This window comes from Variovorax paradoxus NBRC 15149 (assembly GCF_001591365.1).
Taxonomy (GTDB): Bacteria; Pseudomonadota; Gammaproteobacteria; order Burkholderiales; family Burkholderiaceae_C; genus Variovorax; species Variovorax paradoxus.
In genome coordinates, this window is record NZ_BCUT01000007.1 from 572,422 (window position 1) to 587,962 (window position 15,541).

Below are 15,541 nucleotides of genomic sequence, written 5' to 3' on the forward strand. Positions count from 1 at the left end.
CGCGCAGCGGGTTATGCCGCCGCTTTCTCCTTCTGCATGAACACGCTCAGCGGATCGTCGGGATAGTCGCCGAAGCGCTCGCGCCGCGCATAGCCCGCGCGCGCATAGAACGCGAGCGCCTCGGGCTGGTGCACGCCCGTCTCCAGACGGAACACGGCGCATCCGCATGCCGCTGCTTCGGCTTCGAGAAAGCCCAGCACCTTCGCGGCCACGCCTTGCCCGCGGCTCTGTGGGCGCACGTACATGCGCTTGAGTTCGCCGTAGCCGGGGTTCATGACCAGGGCGCCGCAGCCGATGGCCGTGCCGGCCTCGTCGCGCGCGACCGCAAAGAGCACGTGGGCCGCCGACAGCGCTGCAATGTCGATGCCGTAGTGGCTCTCGGGCGGGTACAGCGGCTTCTGGTACGCATCGAGGTCATTGATGAGCTGGATGACATCGGGTTGGCCGGGGCGTTCGAGGGCAATGTTCATGCGGACGACTTCATTGGTTCACGGAATCTTATGGTGGCCCGGGGGCCAAAAGAAAACCCGCAGAAGCAGGTTTGGGAAAGTTTTGCGGTGGTGGGCGCGTCAGGGCTTTTCGCGGCTTCCCCGGAACCACTTCAACCGGCGCTCTACCTCGTCAGGCGGAAATTTCCCTTCAGCTGCCAGTTTCCTCAGCGCTCGCTCGTGCGCGCGATACAGCGCGTCCTTCAGGAGTGCCATCTTGCGTTCGCCGCAAGGAGCGCAATCGTAGAAGCCCGGTGGACTGGCCGCGAGCTTCATCTTTGCGTCGTACTCTTGGGTGCTGATCCGCCCCGTGGGCTCAACGCCGATGGCGAGGACCTTCCCGTTCTGGAAGGTAACGAGCACGCTCCCTTTACACCCCGTGGTGTCGGTGTTTTCGGGGTCGTAGGCCTTCCATGAAACCCTGCGCATGTGTTGCAAGGCATAGCGGACATCCTCTTCTGTCAGCACGACATCGTCGCAGTCAAGGACGTCCTTGTCTTCCCAGGCAGTTCGGCCTGAAGGTTCTGTGATCTCCACTTTCTGCACATATGCGAGGGGATAGCGCTTGTCGGCTGCCTGCGCTGGAGATGCGAGTGAGGCCAAGATCAGCGCCGCCACGGTCGCGAGAATATGGGTCTTGTTCATGGCGTTGGTACGGGAAGACTCCAGTTTGCGCCTCGCGCTTCCGTTGGATTCTTTCTGCTGACCACGGGATGACGAAAGATTTCACTCGAAGGAATCTGCATGGAATCTTCAAGCGCCTTGACAAGCCAGGAGAGAGATAGATTTTGAGCCGCAGTCGGGGTAGCGAATATGCCGAACTCACCTCGTTGTCTTTCGAGCGTCCACTTTGCTGGTTCACTAATTGGCTTGAAGCCTACCGGCAGCGCTGCCCTGCCAACCATCTCTATCCCGATGGCCTCCATGTTGCTCGGATAACGATCACTGGGCGGCTTGCGCATTTCAATGCGATGCATTCCTTCCACTCCTGCATTCGCATAGTCGCGCAGGTTGCACGGCATTGCGGCCCCTACGGCGAGGCATCTCGCCTTCAGCGGTCCGACGTGATTCGTGCGCTGATAGATTGCAGCGGTCTGATAGATGGTTCCATCCGTATCGATGAGAAAGTGCGCGCCATTCGCCTTCGGGCGCTTGTAGCTGTTCAATGAAGACGCCGAGGTATCGGCATCGGTCTGATGCACGACGATGCCCGTGATTGCGCCGGTTCGCCTGCCTCGTTCGATTACGGGGCTGCGAGCATTTCTGACTCGCGCGTGACTAATCATTCCGTTTTCGTCAATTTCGACAAGCATGTGGTTCCTCCTGAAAATTTATTAGTTGTCGTTTTCTCTTGAGAGGCGTTTCTTGCGGGATCAGACGCCGCGCACAGATCGCCTCTCGCGGCACATGCTACAGGCCTCCGAACGGGACTCAGTGAAGGCTTTGTTAACTACTCCTGGTCCGCATCAACATGTTCGACAGCGCGGAGTACTGGCACCAGCAGGGATTCCTCGAGCGCAATCCCAATCCCATCTAGGACGGCGCGAGCCCAAGCACCCAGCGCTCGAAGTGCTCCAGCGCCCCGGAGGCCGGCCGGCCCTCGGGGTAGGCGAAGTAGTAGCCCTGGCGCACCTCCAGGTGCCGGTCGATCGGGATCACGAGCTCGCCGGTGCGCAGCTCGCGCTCGATCAGGATGCGCGGCGCCAGGCCCACGCCCATGCCGGCGGCCGCGGCGGCGGTCACCATGGTGAAGAGCTCGTAGCGCGGTCCGCGCGAGGCGTGCACCGTGTAGTCCCAGCCCTGCTGCGCATACCAGTCGCGCCAGGCATGGGCGCGCGTGCCCAGGTGCACGTGGCGGCAGCGCTCGAAGGCCGATTCGTCCCACGGCCCGTTGGCGTCGCGGAAGGCGGGGCTGCAGACCGGCACCATCTGGCCTTCGGAAAAGATCAGCCCGCCCTGGGTGCCGGGCCAGAATTGGTCGCCGAAATAGATGGCCGCGTCGTAGGCGTTCTCCTGGAACGAGAAGGGCTGCGAGCGCGCCGAGAGATTGACGGTGATGTTGGGGTGCCGCCGGCTGAAATCGGGCAGCCGCGGGATCAGCCATTGCGTGGCGAAGGTGGGCACCACGGCCACTTCGAGCACAAAGCCCATGTCGTGGCCGGCGCTGATCTCCTGCGTGTCGCGCCGGATCTGGTCGAGGTGGCGGCGGATGCGCGCCGCGTACTCGCGCCCGGTGTCGGTGAGCGTGAGGCGCCGCCGCACGCGCGAGAACAGCGCCACGCCCAGCCGCTGCTCGAGCGTGGCCACCTGCCGCCCGACCGCGCTTTGCGTGAGCGCGAGTTCGGCCGCCGCGCGGGTGAAGCTCCCCAGGCGCGCCGAGGCCTCGAAGGCCTGCAAGGCACCCAGGTTGGGAATGTCTTTTCTCATCGTTGCTATTCTGCGTGCCGGGCTCGCGGTTTTTTGCGGCGGCTCGCGCGGATTGGATCTGTCGGCGAACAGCAAGAAAGGAATTTCATGCGTCGTGTGGTGATCATCGGCGGCGGTGCCATCGGCTCCGCCATCGCCTATTTTCTCAACCGGGATCCGCAGGAGGAGCCGTTCGACGTCACCGTGGTCGAGCGCGATTTTTCGTACACGCAGGCCTCGTCGGCCTTGTCGGCCAGTTCGATCCGGCAGCAGTTCTCGAGCGCCATCAACATCGAGATGTCGCTCTACGGCATCGACTTCTTCCGCCAGCTGGGCGAAAACCTGCGCGTCGGCGACAACGTGCCCGACATCGGCCTGGTCGAGCCGGGCTACCTGTACCTGGCGCCGCCGGAGGGCCTCGAGGTGCTGCGCGAGAACCACGCGGTGCAGAAGGCGCACGGCGTCGATGTGGTCCTGCTGGCGCCCGACACGCTGCAGGCGCGCTTTCCATGGATGTCGGCCGAGGGCATTGCGCTGGCCTCGCTGGGCCTTTCGGGCGAGGGCTGGTACGACGGCTACAGCCTGTTGCAGGCCTTTCGCAAGAAAGCCATTTCGCAGGGGGCGCGCTATGTGCAGTCGCAGGCCACGGGATTGAAGCGCAGCGGCCGCACGGTGGCCGGCGTGGAACTGGACATCGGCAACGTGCTGGAGGCCGACGTGGTGGTCAACGCCGCCGGCGCCTGGGCCGCGAGGGTGGCGGGCTGGGCCGGCATCGATCTGCCGGTGCGCGCGCGCCGCCGCATGGTGTTCAGTTTTTCGTGCCCCGAGACCCTGCCGGGCTGCCCATTGGTGATCGACACCTCGGGCATCTGGCTGCGCCCCGAAGGCCGGCGCTTCATCTGCGGCTTTGCGCCGCCCCAGGACCGCGACCGCGACGACGCACCGCTCGAAGTCGACTACCGCGTCTTCGACGATTTCATCTGGCCCGCATTGGCGCGCCGCGTGCCCGCCTTCGAGGCCATCCGCATGACCGGTGCATGGGCCGGCTACTACGAGATGAACCTGTTCGACCACAACGCAATCCTGGGCCTGCACCCGGACTGCGACAACCTGTTCTTCGCCAACGGCTTCTCCGGGCACGGGCTCCAGCAGTGCCCGGCGGCGGGGCGCGGCGTGGCGGAACTCATCCGTCATGGCAAATACCGCAGCCTCGACCTGTCGCCGGTGTCGTTCGCGCGAATTCTGGAGAACCGGCCGCTCGTCGAGAAGAACGTGATCTAGCCTCGGCGCGGGTGGAGGCGTACGATCTTTCCAAGCAAGTGAGGGTCTCATCATCATGACTGCACAGGCATTGATCGACACCGCCCGGGCGCTGGTCGCCGGCGACAAGGGCTTGCTCGCGATGGACGAGAGCAACGCCACCTGCCACAAGCGCTTCGCCAAACTGGGCATTCCGCAGACCGAGGACGCGCGGCGCGACTGGCGCGAGTTGATCGTCACCGCGCCGAACCTCGGCGCGTCCATCAGCGGCGCCATCCTCTTCGACGAAACCATCCGCCAGCGGACGAAATCGGGCGCGTCCTTCGTCTCGGTGCTCAGCGGCGCGGGCATCATTCCGGGCATCAAGGTCGACACCGGCGCGAAGCCGCTGGCGGGCCACCCCGGGGAGACAGTCACCGAAGGCCTGGACGGCCTGCGCGAACGGCTGGCCGAATATGCCGGCATGGGCGCGCGCTTCGCCAAATGGCGCGGCGTCATCACGCCCGGCCCCGGCCTGCCCAGCCGTGCATGCATCGAGGTCAACGCCCATGCGCTGGCCCGCTACGCAGCCTTGTGCCAGGAGGCCGGGCTTGTCCCCATCGTCGAGCCCGAGGTGCTGATGGAAGGCGGCCATTCCCTCGCGCGCTGCGCGGAAATTACCGAGGAGACGCTGCATGCGGTGTTCGCCCAGCTGCGCCTGCAGGGCGTGCTGCTCGAAGGCATGCTGCTGAAGCCCAACATGGTGCTGCCCGGGCAGGACAGCCCGAAGCAGGAGAGCGTGGAAGAAGTCGCCGGCGCCACGGTGTCGTGCCTGCGGCGCACCGTGCCCGCGGCCGTGCCGGGCGTTGCCTTCCTGTCGGGCGGGCAGTCGGCGCAGCTGGCATCGGCCCGGTTGAATGCCATGAATGCGAGAGCCGGTTCGCGCCTGCCGTGGGCGCTGGCGTTTTCGTATTCGCGCGCGGTCCAGCAGCCGGCGCTCGACGCCTGGAAGGGCGACGCCGCCAACATTGCCGTGGCGCAGCAGGCGCTGGTGCACCGTGCCCGCTGCAACCAGGCTGCGCGCCGCGGCGCCTACGATGCGCGGGCCGATGCGCCGGTGCCCGGCTGAGGGGCTTCAGCCGCCCTTTGCCGCATTCACCAGCACCGGCGTCGGCCGGTAGCTTTCGGGAAAGAGCTTCTTCAGGTCGTCGATCTTGGGCAGGTCGTTGAACACGATGTACTCGTGGCTCGGATGGCGCGTGAGGAAGTCCTGGTGGTAGGCCTCGGCCGCATAGAAGGGCTTCGACATTTCGATGGTGGTGGCCAACTGCCTGTTGAAGGTCTTCGCCTGGTTCAGCTGCGCGATGTAGGCCTTCGCAACGCGGGCCTGTTCAGGGTTCTCGGCAAAAACGGTGGAGCGGTACTGAGGGCCGACGTCCGGCCCTTGCCGGTTGAACTGGGTCGGATCGTGCGCCACCGAGAAATAGATCTGCAGCAGCTTGCCGTAGCTGATCTGCCGCGGGTCGTAGGTGATGCGCACCGCCTCGGCATGGCCGGTGCGGCCCGAGCCCACGTCCTCGTAGCGCGCCGTCTTGGCGTCGCCGCCGGCGTAGCCCGACACGGCGTTGTTCACGCCCTTGACGCGCTGGAACACGCCCTGCACGCCCCAGAAGCAGCCGCCGGCGAACACGGCGGTGTCGTACTTCAGGGTGGGCGGGGCGGCGAGGTCGACCGCGGCCGCCGGCACGCGCCGGGCCGGCTCTGCGACCGAAGGTGCGGCATGCCAGGCCAGCGCCGCGGCGGCGAGCATGCCTGCGGTGAGTGCGGGGAATCTCATGTGCTGTCCTTGAAGGAGGCTTGGAGGCCAGGCCGGTGGAAGCGACATTGCCGCCGATTGCGGCGGGCGTCAATGCCGCGTACCCCTGCTGCTTACTTCTTCATCTCGTCCTTGCCCATCGCGTCCTTGGACATGCCGTCCTTCTTCATGCCGTCCTTGGACATGCCGTCTTTCTTCATGCCGTCCTTGGACATGGCGTCCTTCGCCATCGAATCCTTCTTCATGCCGTCCTTGGCCATGGAATCCTTGGCCATGCCGTCCTTCGCCATGTCGTCGGCGGCGAAGGCCGAGGCGCCGGCAAAGGCGATGCAGGTTGCGAACAGGGTTGCAGTGAGCTTGTTCATTCGGAATCTTCCAGTTGAGGTTTCATTTTCAAGAGAATGGCGCGGTCCCACTGGGAACACGGCCTCGCGCTTTCATCGGCAGTCGAGCCGCACGGGTGCGGCTCAGCTCCCTCCGAACCAGTTGTAGCCCTGGTCTTCCCAGTAGCCACCGGAATAGGTGTTGGTGACGAACATCGCCTTGATGTGCTTGGGGTTCTTGTAGCCAAGCTTGGTCGGCATCCGCAGCTTCATCGGAAAGCCGTACTTGGGCGGCAGGGGCTGGCCGTCGTAGCTGAGCGTGAGCAGCGTCTGCGGGTGCAGCGCGGTCGGCATGTCGATGCTGGTGTAGTAGTCGTCGGCGCACTTGAAGCCGACATACCTGGCGGTGGTGTCCGCGCCGATGCGGCGCAGGAAGTCCGCAAAGCGCACGCCGCCCCACTTGCCGATCGCGCTCCAGCCCTCGACGCAGATGTGGCGCGTGACCTGGTCGTGCTGCGGCATGGCGCGCAGCTCGGCCAGTGTCCAGCTGCGCCTGTCGGCGACCATGCCTGTCACTTCGAGCTTGTAGCCGGCCTCGTCGACCTCGCGGACCTCGTCCTCGCCGTAGTAGGCATTGAACGGAAAGGGCCGGGTGATCATCGATTCCGGGTAGGTTTCGGCGAGCTGCGTCGGGCTGAAAATGAGGCCCTGCACCTTGTCATTGAAGCGCGAGATCTTCGAGAGCGCCGCTTCCACATGGCTGTCGTCGCTGATGCTGCATCCCGTAAGCAGCGAAAGGCCGCCGAGCGTCAGCGAGCGCTGCAGGAAGGCGCGGCGCGCGGGCTGGTCGAGCTGCTTCGCGATCAGTGTGCGGGCCTCGCGCACCACGGCGTCGGCATCGACGCCGGTCATCTTTGGGGCTTTGAAGATTCTCATATCAGGCTTTTGGCGCGCGGCCGCGGATCATGGTGAGAAGGGTGCGGGGCACCAGCGCCACCATCACCAGGTGTAGGGCGACGAAGGCGATCAGCGAGGCCATGCCGAAGAAGTGGATGCGGCGCGCAAATTCGTAGCCGCCCAGCAAGTCGCGCAGCACGGCGAACTGCACGGACTTCCACAGCACGAGGCCCGAAAGCACGATCACGGCGATGTCGAGCATCACGAACAGGTAGGCCAGCTTCTGCACGCTGTTGTAGCGGCGCGGGTCGGCATGCGAGAGCCGGCCCTTGAGCGCGGCCAGCGCGTCGTGCCAGACACCGGCCGGCGTGACCGGAAAGAACCTGGCGGCCAGCCGGCCGCTCGCGATGTTGATCGCCAGGTAGACCAAGCCATTGAACACCAGCAGCCACATGGCCGCGAAATGCCATTGCAGCGCACCGCCGAGCCAGCCGCCCAGCGTCACCGCGCCCGGAAAGCGGAATTCAAAGAGGGGCGATGCGTTGTAGATGCGCCAGCCGCTCGTCACCAGCACCAGCACCGCAAGGGCATTGAGCCAGTGCGTGATGCGCATCCACAGCGGGTGGATGGGGCGGGCATCGGGTGCGGTGCTTGCGATGGCGGTGCTGGTCATGGAGCCGATTCTTGGGCGCACCCCATGGCCGATTCATCACGCAGAGTTCAATTAATCGTGATAACTCCGAAAGCCGGTTGGCGGGACAATCGGTGCCATGGACACTGCCAAACGCGTGCTGATCGTCGAGGACGACGCCCACATCGCCGAACTGCTGCGCATGCACCTGCGCGACGAAGGCTATGTGATCGAACACGCCGCGGACGGCCACGCGGGCCTGCGCGAACTGGAGCGCGGCCATTGGGACGCGCTGGTGCTCGACCTGATGCTGCCCGGCGTGGACGGCCTCGAGATCTGCCGCCGCGCCCGCGCCATGGCGCGCTATACGCCGATCATCATCATCAGCGCACGGTCGAGCGAGGTGCACCGCATCCTTGGCCTGGAGCTGGGCGCCGACGACTACCTGGCCAAGCCCTTCTCGGTGCTGGAACTCGTGGCGCGCGTCAAGGCGCTGCTGCGGCGCACCGATGCGCTGGCGCGCAATGCCCGCCTGGAGTCGGGCAGCCTCACGCTGGGCAACCTGGACATCGATCCTGTGGCGCGCGAGGTGCGCGTCGATGCCAGGCTGATCGAGCTCACGCCGCGCGAGTTCGACCTGCTGTACTTCTTTGCGCGCCATCCGGGCAAGGTGTTCTCGCGGCTCGACCTGCTCAACCAGGTCTGGGGCTACCAGCACGACGGCTACGAGCACACGGTCAACACGCACATCAACCGGCTGCGCACCAAGGTCGAGGCCGATCCGGCCGAGCCGCGGCGCATCCTGACCGTCTGGGGGCGGGGCTACAAGCTCTCGCCCACCGGAGCCGGCGAGGAAGGGGGCGCGTGATGGCCTGGGCCAGTTGGGCCACGCTCTCGCGCCGCCTCTCGGTGGTGTTCGCGCTGCTGCTGCTGGCCTGCTGCGGCGCCTCGGCCTGGCTGCAGGTGCGCGCGAGCGGGCTGCACGGGCAGGAGGTGGTGCAGCGCCTGTCGATGGGGCTGGCGGCGCACATCGCCGAGAACTCGGAGCTGATGCGCCCCGGCGGCCTCAACCAGGCCGCGGTGAAGGACCTGTTCGACAAGCTGATGGCGGTCAACCCCGCCGTGGAGGTCTACCTGCTGGGGCTGGACGGCCGCATCGAGGCCCAGGCCGCGCCGCCCGGGCACCTGAAGCGCGACCGTGTGGCACTGGAGCCGATCCGCAAGCTCCTGTCGGGTGCTGCGCTGCCCATCGTGGGCGACGATCCGCGCAGCGCGGATGCGGCCAAGGTGTTCAGCGCCGCGCCGCTCAAGGTGGGCGGACGGGATGCGGGTTATGTCTACGTGGTGCTGCAGGGCGAGGACTACGACGCGCTGGCGGCCAGGCTCGCGGCCGACAACCTCTTGCGCACCACGCTCTGGTCGATGGCGCTGGTGGCGTTGCTCGGCCTCATTGCGGGCCTGGCGGCGTTCCGGCTCATCACGCGGCCGCTGCGCGAGTTGACCCAGGCCGTCAAGCGCTTCGAGACCGAAGGCCCGGCTTCGCCCGGGGGCGAGGCGCCCACCCTTGCGCGGCTCTCGCGCGGCGGCGACGAGATCGCGCTGCTGGGCCAGGCCTTCACGCAGATGACGCGCCGCATCGCCGAGCAATGGCGCGAACTCACGCTTTCGGACCAGCAGCGCCGCGAGCTCTTCGCCAACATCTCGCACGACCTGCGCACGCCGCTCACTTCACTGCACGGCTATCTCGAAACCCTGCTGCTCAAGGCCGGCTCGCTGAGCGAAGAGGAGCGCCGGCGCTACCTGGAAATCGCGCTCGGCCAGAGCCGCAAGGTGGGCCGGCTCGCACAGGAGCTGTTCGAACTGGCGCGGCTCGAATACGGCGTGGTCAAGCCCGAGAAGGAGAACTTCGCGCTGGCCGATCTCGTGCAGGACGTGTTCCAGAAATTCGAACTCGCGGCCGAGGCGCGCCACCAGCAGCTCAGGCCCGACATCGCGCCGGGCCTGCCGGTGGTGTCGGCCGACCTCGGGATGATCGAGCGCGTGCTGACCAACCTGCTGGACAACGCCATCCGCCACACGCCGGCCGGCGGCCAGATCGAGGTGCAGCTGCGGCCCGCCAGCTCGGGCGTGGCGGTGCAGGTGAGCGACACGGGCCCGGGCATTCCGGGCGAGCTGCAGAAGGGGCTCTTCGTGCGCCCGGTGTTCTTGAGCGGGGCGCGCAGCGACGGTTCCGGCAGCGGCGGGCTGGGCCTGGTGATCGTGCAGCGCATCCTGCAGCTGCACGGCAGCGACATCCGGCTCGTGCAGCAGCCCGACAAGGGGGCGGTGTTCCGCTTTCAGCTAGGCGGCGCCACGGCCGCCTGAAGCGCCTCAGGCTTCGGGGCCGACGTGCCGGTTCAGCCGCTCGATGAGCCCCGGCAGGTCGAAGCCCTGCGACGCCACCGACCTGGGCAGCGCATGGAAGAGGCGCGGCATCAGGTAGATGAGCACGAAGCGGTCGTCCTGCCGCCACTTGAGCACGTTCGCCCAGACGATCCGGCTCTCGCCGTGCGGGGCGCGAAGGCGCAGTGCGTCGTCCAGCAGCTCCGCAGAAAACTCTTCGCGGATCGCCTTGTACTTGCGGTAGTGCCGGCGGGCCGTCATCGGCATGACGAAAACGCGCATGGCCAGCAGCACGCCCGCGCCGCCGGCCAGGCCGCCCAGCGCGCTCGCCTGGACCTGCCGCGTGCCGAAGACCGCCGCCAGCACGAGCAGCACGGCCGCGGCCCCCAGGAGCCAGCGCGCTGTGCGCGGCAGGCGCGCGTAGAGCTTCATGGCGTCGACATAGTCGTCCTCGGAGATCCTGAATGTCGCGGTCATCGTGCAGCGCTCGTGGGTGGCCTGTGGGTGGAGGCGATGCTACAGCGCGGGCGCCCAGCATCTGCCGATCCACCTGCCGGTCCCGCCGCTCAGGGCGGGCAGGGGCGTGCCGCGGCTGCGCCCGGACGCGTCGCCTTGCTGGTGGGGCTTTCGTCCAGCGTGCCGAGCGGGCGCGTGAACGTGCAGCCGTAGGCCGGGTCCGCCACCGTGGCCGCGGTGACCACGTCGTCGCCCGCCGGCTTCACGCCGTCGCGCTCCCACTTGACCATCGCGTCGAAGGCCTCGACCTGTTCGGCGATCGTGAAGTCGCAGTGCGAGATGCCGCGCACCGCGCGCTGCACCAGCCAGCCGCCGTTGCCCTTGGCCGCCACGCGCTGGTGGTAGATCTGCTCCATGCTGAAGGGCACGTACAGGTCGCCCAGCGTGTGCAGCGTGACCACCGGAATCCTGAACTCGCCATTGGCCTTGGGAATCCAGCGCAGGCCGTCGGTGCGCAGGCGGTTGGCATCGGCCGCCGCGGTCAGCTTGAGCACCGAGGTGTTCAGCGCCGTGGTGCCCGGCACGTCGCCGTCGATGGTGTAGGTGAAGCGGTTGGTGTCGAGCGTGCTCCGGTTCAGGATGCCGTTGACCGTGCCATCGCTGCCGAACACGCCCCATACCGCTGCGAACGAGCCGCCCTGCGTGAAGCCCAGGTCGAACATCGGCCGCTCGCCGCCCGTGAGGTTCTTCACCACCGAGCCGAACTTCAGGCCGGTGGCCGTGGGCGTGCCTGGGAACGCGGTGTACAGCGTGCCCGTGACCTGCGCCCGGATGTCCAGCCAGTTGACGCTCGGATACTTGGGCAGCCCTGCCAGCGCCTGCGCGGCGACCTGCGCGCCCGCAAAGTAGTCGAACAGCTCGGTGTCGCCCATCACGCCGCACATCGGCACCGCGCCGTGGTACTTCATCTTGTGGTTGGCGGTGGCGTAGGCCTCGTCCTCGATGGCTGCCGCCGTGATGTGGCCGCCCATCGAATGGCCCGTGATGTAGATCCTCGAAGGCGCCGCGAGCTCACGGCCGTTGGCCTTGGCGATGGCGTTGAACTGCAGGGCCAGCGCGTTGGTGTCTTCCACGCCCGCGCGCACGTCGTAGAAATTCTTGCTGTAGCTCGAGGCGGCCCAGGCGTAGCCGTTCTGGATCAGGAAGCGGCGGATGGAGGGGTTGTTCACCTGCAGCAGGTTGCTTTCGCCGGCGTAGCCATGCGCGTACATCACGAGCTTGCCGTTCCAGTTGGCGGGCACCTCGACGCGGTACTGCGCGCCGCCGAGCATGCCGGCCCAGCGGCTGGTGGTGGTGTTGTCGACGGCGTCGCTGGCGTCGGAGGCGAGCGCCGCGAACGTGGTGGCCGCGGGATCGGCGGGCGCGAAGGAGTTGCGGCTGTCCTGCAGGCGGGTTTCTTCGGGCGGCGGGGGAGGTGGAGGAGGCGGTGCCGGCGGCGCGGGTGCCGGCGCCGGCGGCAATGGCATGAAGGCAAAGCCGTTGCCGCCGCCGCCCCCGCCGCAGGAGGCGACGGCAAGGCTGGCTGCAAGGGCAAGAAATGTCAGGCGTGCGGAATGCATGGGATGTCTCTCTCCGTTCTTGTGTTGTTGGGAAGAAGCCCGGCGCAGCGCAGCCTCGCGCGGCCGTAGAGAACGACCGTGCTATTTCGCTGGACCGGCGGCGCAGCGTAGGGGCGTTGCCGGGCGCACCGGCCCGGGCTTTCCCGTAGCTGCTATCCCCTGCGCGACACCCGCGCGCGCTGCGTCAGCCCTTGCGGCGCGTCACCACCACGGTGGCTTCGAGGCCGTCGTAGGCCTCGGCATCGCCATACCAGCTGCCCGAGATCGGCGCGGCCTGTGCCGGGTCGCGCGTGACGCCGACGCGGATCAGCTGGCCGCTGCCCATGAGGTTGTTGGTGGGATCGAAGGCGAGCCAGCCGATGCCCGGCAGGTAGGCCTGCAGCCAGGCGTGCGTGGTGCCGGCGCCGGTCATCGATTCGCCGGGCGCCTGGGCCGCGCGGTCGAGCGCGGCGTCGTACAGGTAGCCCGAGACGAAGCGCGTGGCAATGCCCAGGCGCCGTGCGGCCTCCATCATCAGGAGCGCGTAGTCGCGGCAGCTGCCGCTGCCCAGCGCCAGTGTTTGCAGCGGCGTCTGCGTGCCTTCCTCGTCGCGCGCCTTGTATTCGAGGCTCTGGCCGATGTGCGCGTTCATGCGCGCGAGCACTTCGCGCGTGCTGTTGGGCTGGTCGGTGTGCAGGAACTGGTGGGCCCAGCGGATCAGCGTGCCGTTGGCATCGTCGTCGTGGTGCGGGCGCAGGTAGTGCTCGAGGTCGAGCCGCTCCTGCACCGAATAGGCGAAGGGCAGGAACTCGGCGGCCGGATCGAGCGCGAGCTGGTCCTGCTGCGCCGGCACGTGCTCGATGGTGAAGGAGCACACGATGCGCAGCTCCGTGGCCTCGCCCATGGGCTGCACCAGCGCGACCGAGTTCGAATGCGGGTCCTGGATCAGCCGCGTGAACGACTCGGGGCTCACCTGCAGGTCGGTCGCGAGCACGCGCAGGTCGTGGCTGTCGCGCGGGCGGAACATCACCCGGTGCAGACCGAAGGTGACCGGCTTCTTGTAGCGGTAGACGGTGGTGTGCGTGATGTCGTATTGGATGGCCATGCGCTGCATTCTGGGGCCTTGGCGCGGTAGCGCCTACGCTTGCGTTCGCGCGGTCGAGAGCGCCTTGGCCAGGTTGGCCGGCAGCGGCAGCGGTTCGCCATGCCATTGCGCGGCCAGCAGTTCGGCGCACAGGGCCGCGAAGCTCAGGCCGCGCGAGCCCAGCGCGGTGCAGGCCCAGGGACTTGGCGCACCGGCTGCACCATCGGCATCGAGCGGGCCGACCAGAGGGCGGCGGTCGCCCGATGCGCAGCGCACGCCGACCCAGGCGTGGACCTGGCCCCGATCGAAGCTCGCGGCCAGTGCGGCGGCCGCGGCGGGGTGCAGCCGCTCCAGGCGCTCGCGGTTGGCGGCGGCATCGGCGCCGTTCGCCTCGAGATTGGTGCTGTCGCGGTCGAAGGTGGCGCCGGCCAGCCAGAGCTGGGTGCCGTCGCCGGCGGCGGGTACGTGCGCGATCAGGTGGCCGTCGCCATTGACGGGTGTCGGGGGCAGCCCGTCATCCGCCGCCATCGCGCCCCACATGACTTGGCCGCGCACGGGCTGCAGCGGAAGCCCCGGTGCGAAGCGGCCCGATTCGAAGCCCGCGGCGATCACCACACGCTCCGCCTCCGCCAGCAGCCGGTCCGCCGCATCGAACAGCTGCCACGTGCCGCCGCCTTGCGCCATCCGTGCGACCCGTGCGTTGCCGCGGAACTCGATCCCCGGCCCGCGCAGCCAGGCCGTGATCAGCCGCTGCGGCCGCACCCAGCCCGCGCGCGCATGCCAGAGGGCCGGTGCATCGGCCGGCAAGCGGGCCTCTGCCAATTGCGCGGCGCTTGCGGGCCACGATTCATTGGGGCCGCTGTCGCTCCACCCGGCGGGCACGCGCGTGTCCCCCTCGGGCCGGCGCTCCAGCACGCCGCTGGCGCGCCAATCGCGGCCTTCCTCCAGCAGGCGTTCCAGTTCATGCCAGGTCGCGCGGATGCCGGCGCGCGTGAGCCGCGACAGCAGGGCGTCGTCTGGCGAGACATGCGGCGCCATCACGCCGACCGGCAGTCCGGACGCACCGGCGGCCGGACGTTCGGCCGCATCGAGCACCGTGACCTGCCATCCGCGCCGTGCCAGGCTGGCGGCCACGGCCGCGCCGGCCAGCCCGGCGCCGATCACGGCGCAGCGGCCCGGTGCTTCGAGTTGCTCGGGCGCGGGGCCACGGCGGCGCACCGTCCAGGCCGGCGCGAACACGCCGGCGAGGCAGTCGCGCTTGGGCGGCAGTCCTGGCCGCCTTTCGAGCTGGAAACCGTTCTGCGAGAGCGCATCGCGCACCGCACGCGCATAGGTCCAGGTGGCAAGGCCCGTGCCCTGGCGCGCAAAGCGCGACACCGCCTTCAGCGTGTCGGGCGACCACATGGCGGGGTTCTGCTGCGGGCTGAAGCCGTCCAGGAAGAGGCTGTCGGCCTCGAAGCGCTGGGCGCGCAGCATCGGCTGCACGTCGCCGATGCACAGCGTGAGCAGCACGCGGCCGGCGTCGAAGGCCAGCCGGTGAAAGCCCGGCAGCAGCCCGTGCCACTGCGCGGCCAGTTGCTCGGCCAGCGGCATCAGCTCGGGGTAGGCCCCGGCGGCGCGCAGCAGGTCTTCAGGGCCGACCGGGTACGCCTCGATGGAGACGTAGTGCAGCATCCGCGGCCGGTTCGCATCCGCGCGCCAGGCCTGCCAGCTTGTCAGGAAATTGAGGCCGAGCCCGAATCCGGTTTCGAGAATCCGCCATTGCGGCCGCCCGGACCAGGCGCCGGGCAGGCCGCAGCCGCCCAGGAACACGTGGCGCGACTGCGCCAGCGCCCCGGTTTCGGTGTGATAGATGTCTCCGAAGCGCTCGCTCAACGGCACGCCGTCGGCGCGCCAGGCGACGGGCTCGGCGGCCAAGACGGGCTCAGTTCGAGGGGGGGACGTAGCCCTGCGCGACGTCGGCGCCTTCGCCGAAGAAGTGCTTTTCCATCTGGCGGGCCAGGTACTGGCGGGCGCGCAGATCGGCCAGGTTCAGCCGGTTTTCGTTGACCAGCATGGTCTGCTGCTTGAGCCAGGCGGCCCAGGCTTCCTTGCTGACGTTTTCCCACAGGCGCTTGCCTAATTCCCCGGGATAGGGCGGGAAGTCGAGCCCTTCGGCTTCTTTGCCGAGCTTGATGCACTGAACCATGCGTGCCATTTTTGATTGCCTCTGGTGGGGAAA

The 15,541-nt window shown here is 67.9% G+C and carries 17 protein-coding genes; 4 read left to right on the forward strand and 13 right to left on the reverse strand.

The window, feature by feature from the left end:
* Positions 1 to 11 precede the first annotated feature (11 nt).
* The 4 genes from VPA02S_RS28265 to VPA02S_RS28275 all read right to left on the reverse strand — a co-directional run bounded on the left by VPA02S_RS28265 (position 12) and on the right by VPA02S_RS28275 (position 2,915).
* Positions 12 to 470 (reverse strand): GNAT family N-acetyltransferase, encoded by a 459-nt coding sequence (locus tag VPA02S_RS28265; protein WP_012748099.1) that lies wholly within the window; start codon positions 468 to 470, stop codon positions 12 to 14.
* Positions 471 to 569: 99 nt separating this feature from the next.
* Positions 570 to 1,133: a hypothetical protein gene (locus VPA02S_RS28270; protein ID WP_018904541.1), complete on the reverse strand. Its 564-nt coding sequence runs from the start codon at positions 1,131 to 1,133 to the stop codon at positions 570 to 572.
* The gene (locus VPA02S_RS31580) at positions 1,130 to 1,801 is read right to left on the reverse strand and encodes a peptidoglycan recognition protein family protein (protein ID WP_018904540.1); all 672 of its coding nucleotides are present in this window, start codon (positions 1,799 to 1,801) and stop codon (positions 1,130 to 1,132) included. Before VPA02S_RS31580 ends, VPA02S_RS28270 begins: the two co-directional genes overlap by 4 nt.
* A 220-nt stretch (positions 1,802 to 2,021) precedes the next feature.
* On the reverse strand, positions 2,022 to 2,915 hold the full coding sequence (locus VPA02S_RS28275) for a LysR substrate-binding domain-containing protein (protein WP_012748096.1): 894 nt from the start codon (positions 2,913 to 2,915) through the stop codon (positions 2,022 to 2,024).
* A gap of 87 nt (positions 2,916 to 3,002) precedes the next feature.
* Here VPA02S_RS28275 and VPA02S_RS28280 point away from each other — a divergent pair, with 87 nt between their 5' ends.
* Entirely contained in the window at positions 3,003 to 4,175 is a 1,173-nt protein-coding gene (locus VPA02S_RS28280) for an NAD(P)/FAD-dependent oxidoreductase (protein WP_018904539.1), read from the forward strand.
* A 55-nt stretch (positions 4,176 to 4,230) separates the two neighbouring features.
* Positions 4,231 to 5,262 carry a class I fructose-bisphosphate aldolase gene (locus VPA02S_RS28285; RefSeq protein WP_018904538.1) on the forward strand — a complete coding sequence of 344 codons (1,032 nt, stop codon included), beginning with the start codon at positions 4,231 to 4,233 and terminating at the stop codon, positions 5,260 to 5,262.
* A gap of 6 nt (positions 5,263 to 5,268) precedes the next feature.
* Here the strand turns inward: VPA02S_RS28285 and msrA are convergent, their stop codons facing one another.
* The 4 genes from msrA to VPA02S_RS28305 form a co-directional block, all read right to left on the reverse strand.
* Positions 5,269 to 5,970, reverse strand: a complete 702-nt coding sequence (gene msrA, locus VPA02S_RS28290) for a peptide-methionine (S)-S-oxide reductase MsrA (protein WP_018904537.1) — start codon at positions 5,968 to 5,970, stop codon at positions 5,269 to 5,271.
* Positions 5,971 to 6,062: 92 nt separating this feature from the next.
* Positions 6,063 to 6,314 carry a pentapeptide MXKDX repeat protein gene (locus VPA02S_RS28295; protein ID WP_012748092.1) on the reverse strand — a complete coding sequence of 84 codons (252 nt, stop codon included), beginning with the start codon at positions 6,312 to 6,314 and terminating at the stop codon, positions 6,063 to 6,065.
* 102 nt (positions 6,315 to 6,416) lie between these two features.
* Entirely contained in the window at positions 6,417 to 7,208 is a 792-nt protein-coding gene (locus VPA02S_RS28300; RefSeq protein WP_018904536.1) for a molybdopterin-binding protein, read from the reverse strand.
* A 1-nt stretch (position 7,209) separates the two neighbouring features.
* Positions 7,210 to 7,842: a cytochrome b/b6 domain-containing protein gene (locus tag VPA02S_RS28305; RefSeq protein WP_018904535.1), complete on the reverse strand. Its 633-nt coding sequence runs from the start codon at positions 7,840 to 7,842 to the stop codon at positions 7,210 to 7,212.
* A 97-nt stretch (positions 7,843 to 7,939) separates the two neighbouring features.
* Between VPA02S_RS28305 and VPA02S_RS28310 the strand changes: the two genes are divergently transcribed.
* A complete protein-coding gene (locus VPA02S_RS28310; protein ID WP_018904534.1) occupies positions 7,940 to 8,668 on the forward strand; it encodes a response regulator transcription factor in 729 nt (242 codons plus the stop codon).
* Positions 8,668 to 10,164, forward strand: coding sequence for a sensor histidine kinase (locus VPA02S_RS28315; protein WP_018904533.1), 1,497 nt, complete (start codon positions 8,668 to 8,670; stop codon positions 10,162 to 10,164). Before VPA02S_RS28310 ends, VPA02S_RS28315 begins: the two co-directional genes overlap by 1 nt.
* A 6-nt stretch (positions 10,165 to 10,170) precedes the next feature.
* Here the strand turns inward: VPA02S_RS28315 and VPA02S_RS28320 are convergent, their stop codons facing one another.
* From VPA02S_RS28320 to VPA02S_RS28340, 5 genes are all read right to left on the reverse strand, one after another.
* Positions 10,171 to 10,659, reverse strand: a complete 489-nt coding sequence (locus VPA02S_RS28320) for a YcxB family protein (RefSeq protein ID WP_018904532.1) — start codon at positions 10,657 to 10,659, stop codon at positions 10,171 to 10,173.
* Positions 10,660 to 10,748: 89 nt separating this feature from the next.
* On the reverse strand, positions 10,749 to 12,257 hold the full coding sequence (locus VPA02S_RS28325) for an alpha/beta hydrolase family protein (RefSeq protein WP_018904531.1): 1,509 nt from the start codon (positions 12,255 to 12,257) through the stop codon (positions 10,749 to 10,751).
* A 184-nt stretch (positions 12,258 to 12,441) separates the two neighbouring features.
* Positions 12,442 to 13,341 carry a transglutaminase family protein gene (locus VPA02S_RS28330; RefSeq protein WP_230537788.1) on the reverse strand — a complete coding sequence of 300 codons (900 nt, stop codon included), beginning with the start codon at positions 13,339 to 13,341 and terminating at the stop codon, positions 12,442 to 12,444.
* A 33-nt stretch (positions 13,342 to 13,374) separates the two neighbouring features.
* Positions 13,375 to 15,237, reverse strand: a complete 1,863-nt coding sequence (mnmC, locus tag VPA02S_RS28335) for a bifunctional tRNA (5-methylaminomethyl-2-thiouridine)(34)-methyltransferase MnmC2/FAD-dependent 5-carboxymethylaminomethyl-2-thiouridine(34) oxidoreductase MnmC1 (RefSeq protein WP_018904530.1) — start codon at positions 15,235 to 15,237, stop codon at positions 13,375 to 13,377.
* Positions 15,238 to 15,244: 7 nt separating this feature from the next.
* Positions 15,245 to 15,517, reverse strand: a complete 273-nt coding sequence (locus tag VPA02S_RS28340; protein WP_012748083.1) for an oxidative damage protection protein — start codon at positions 15,515 to 15,517, stop codon at positions 15,245 to 15,247.
* Positions 15,518 to 15,541 lie beyond the last annotated feature (24 nt).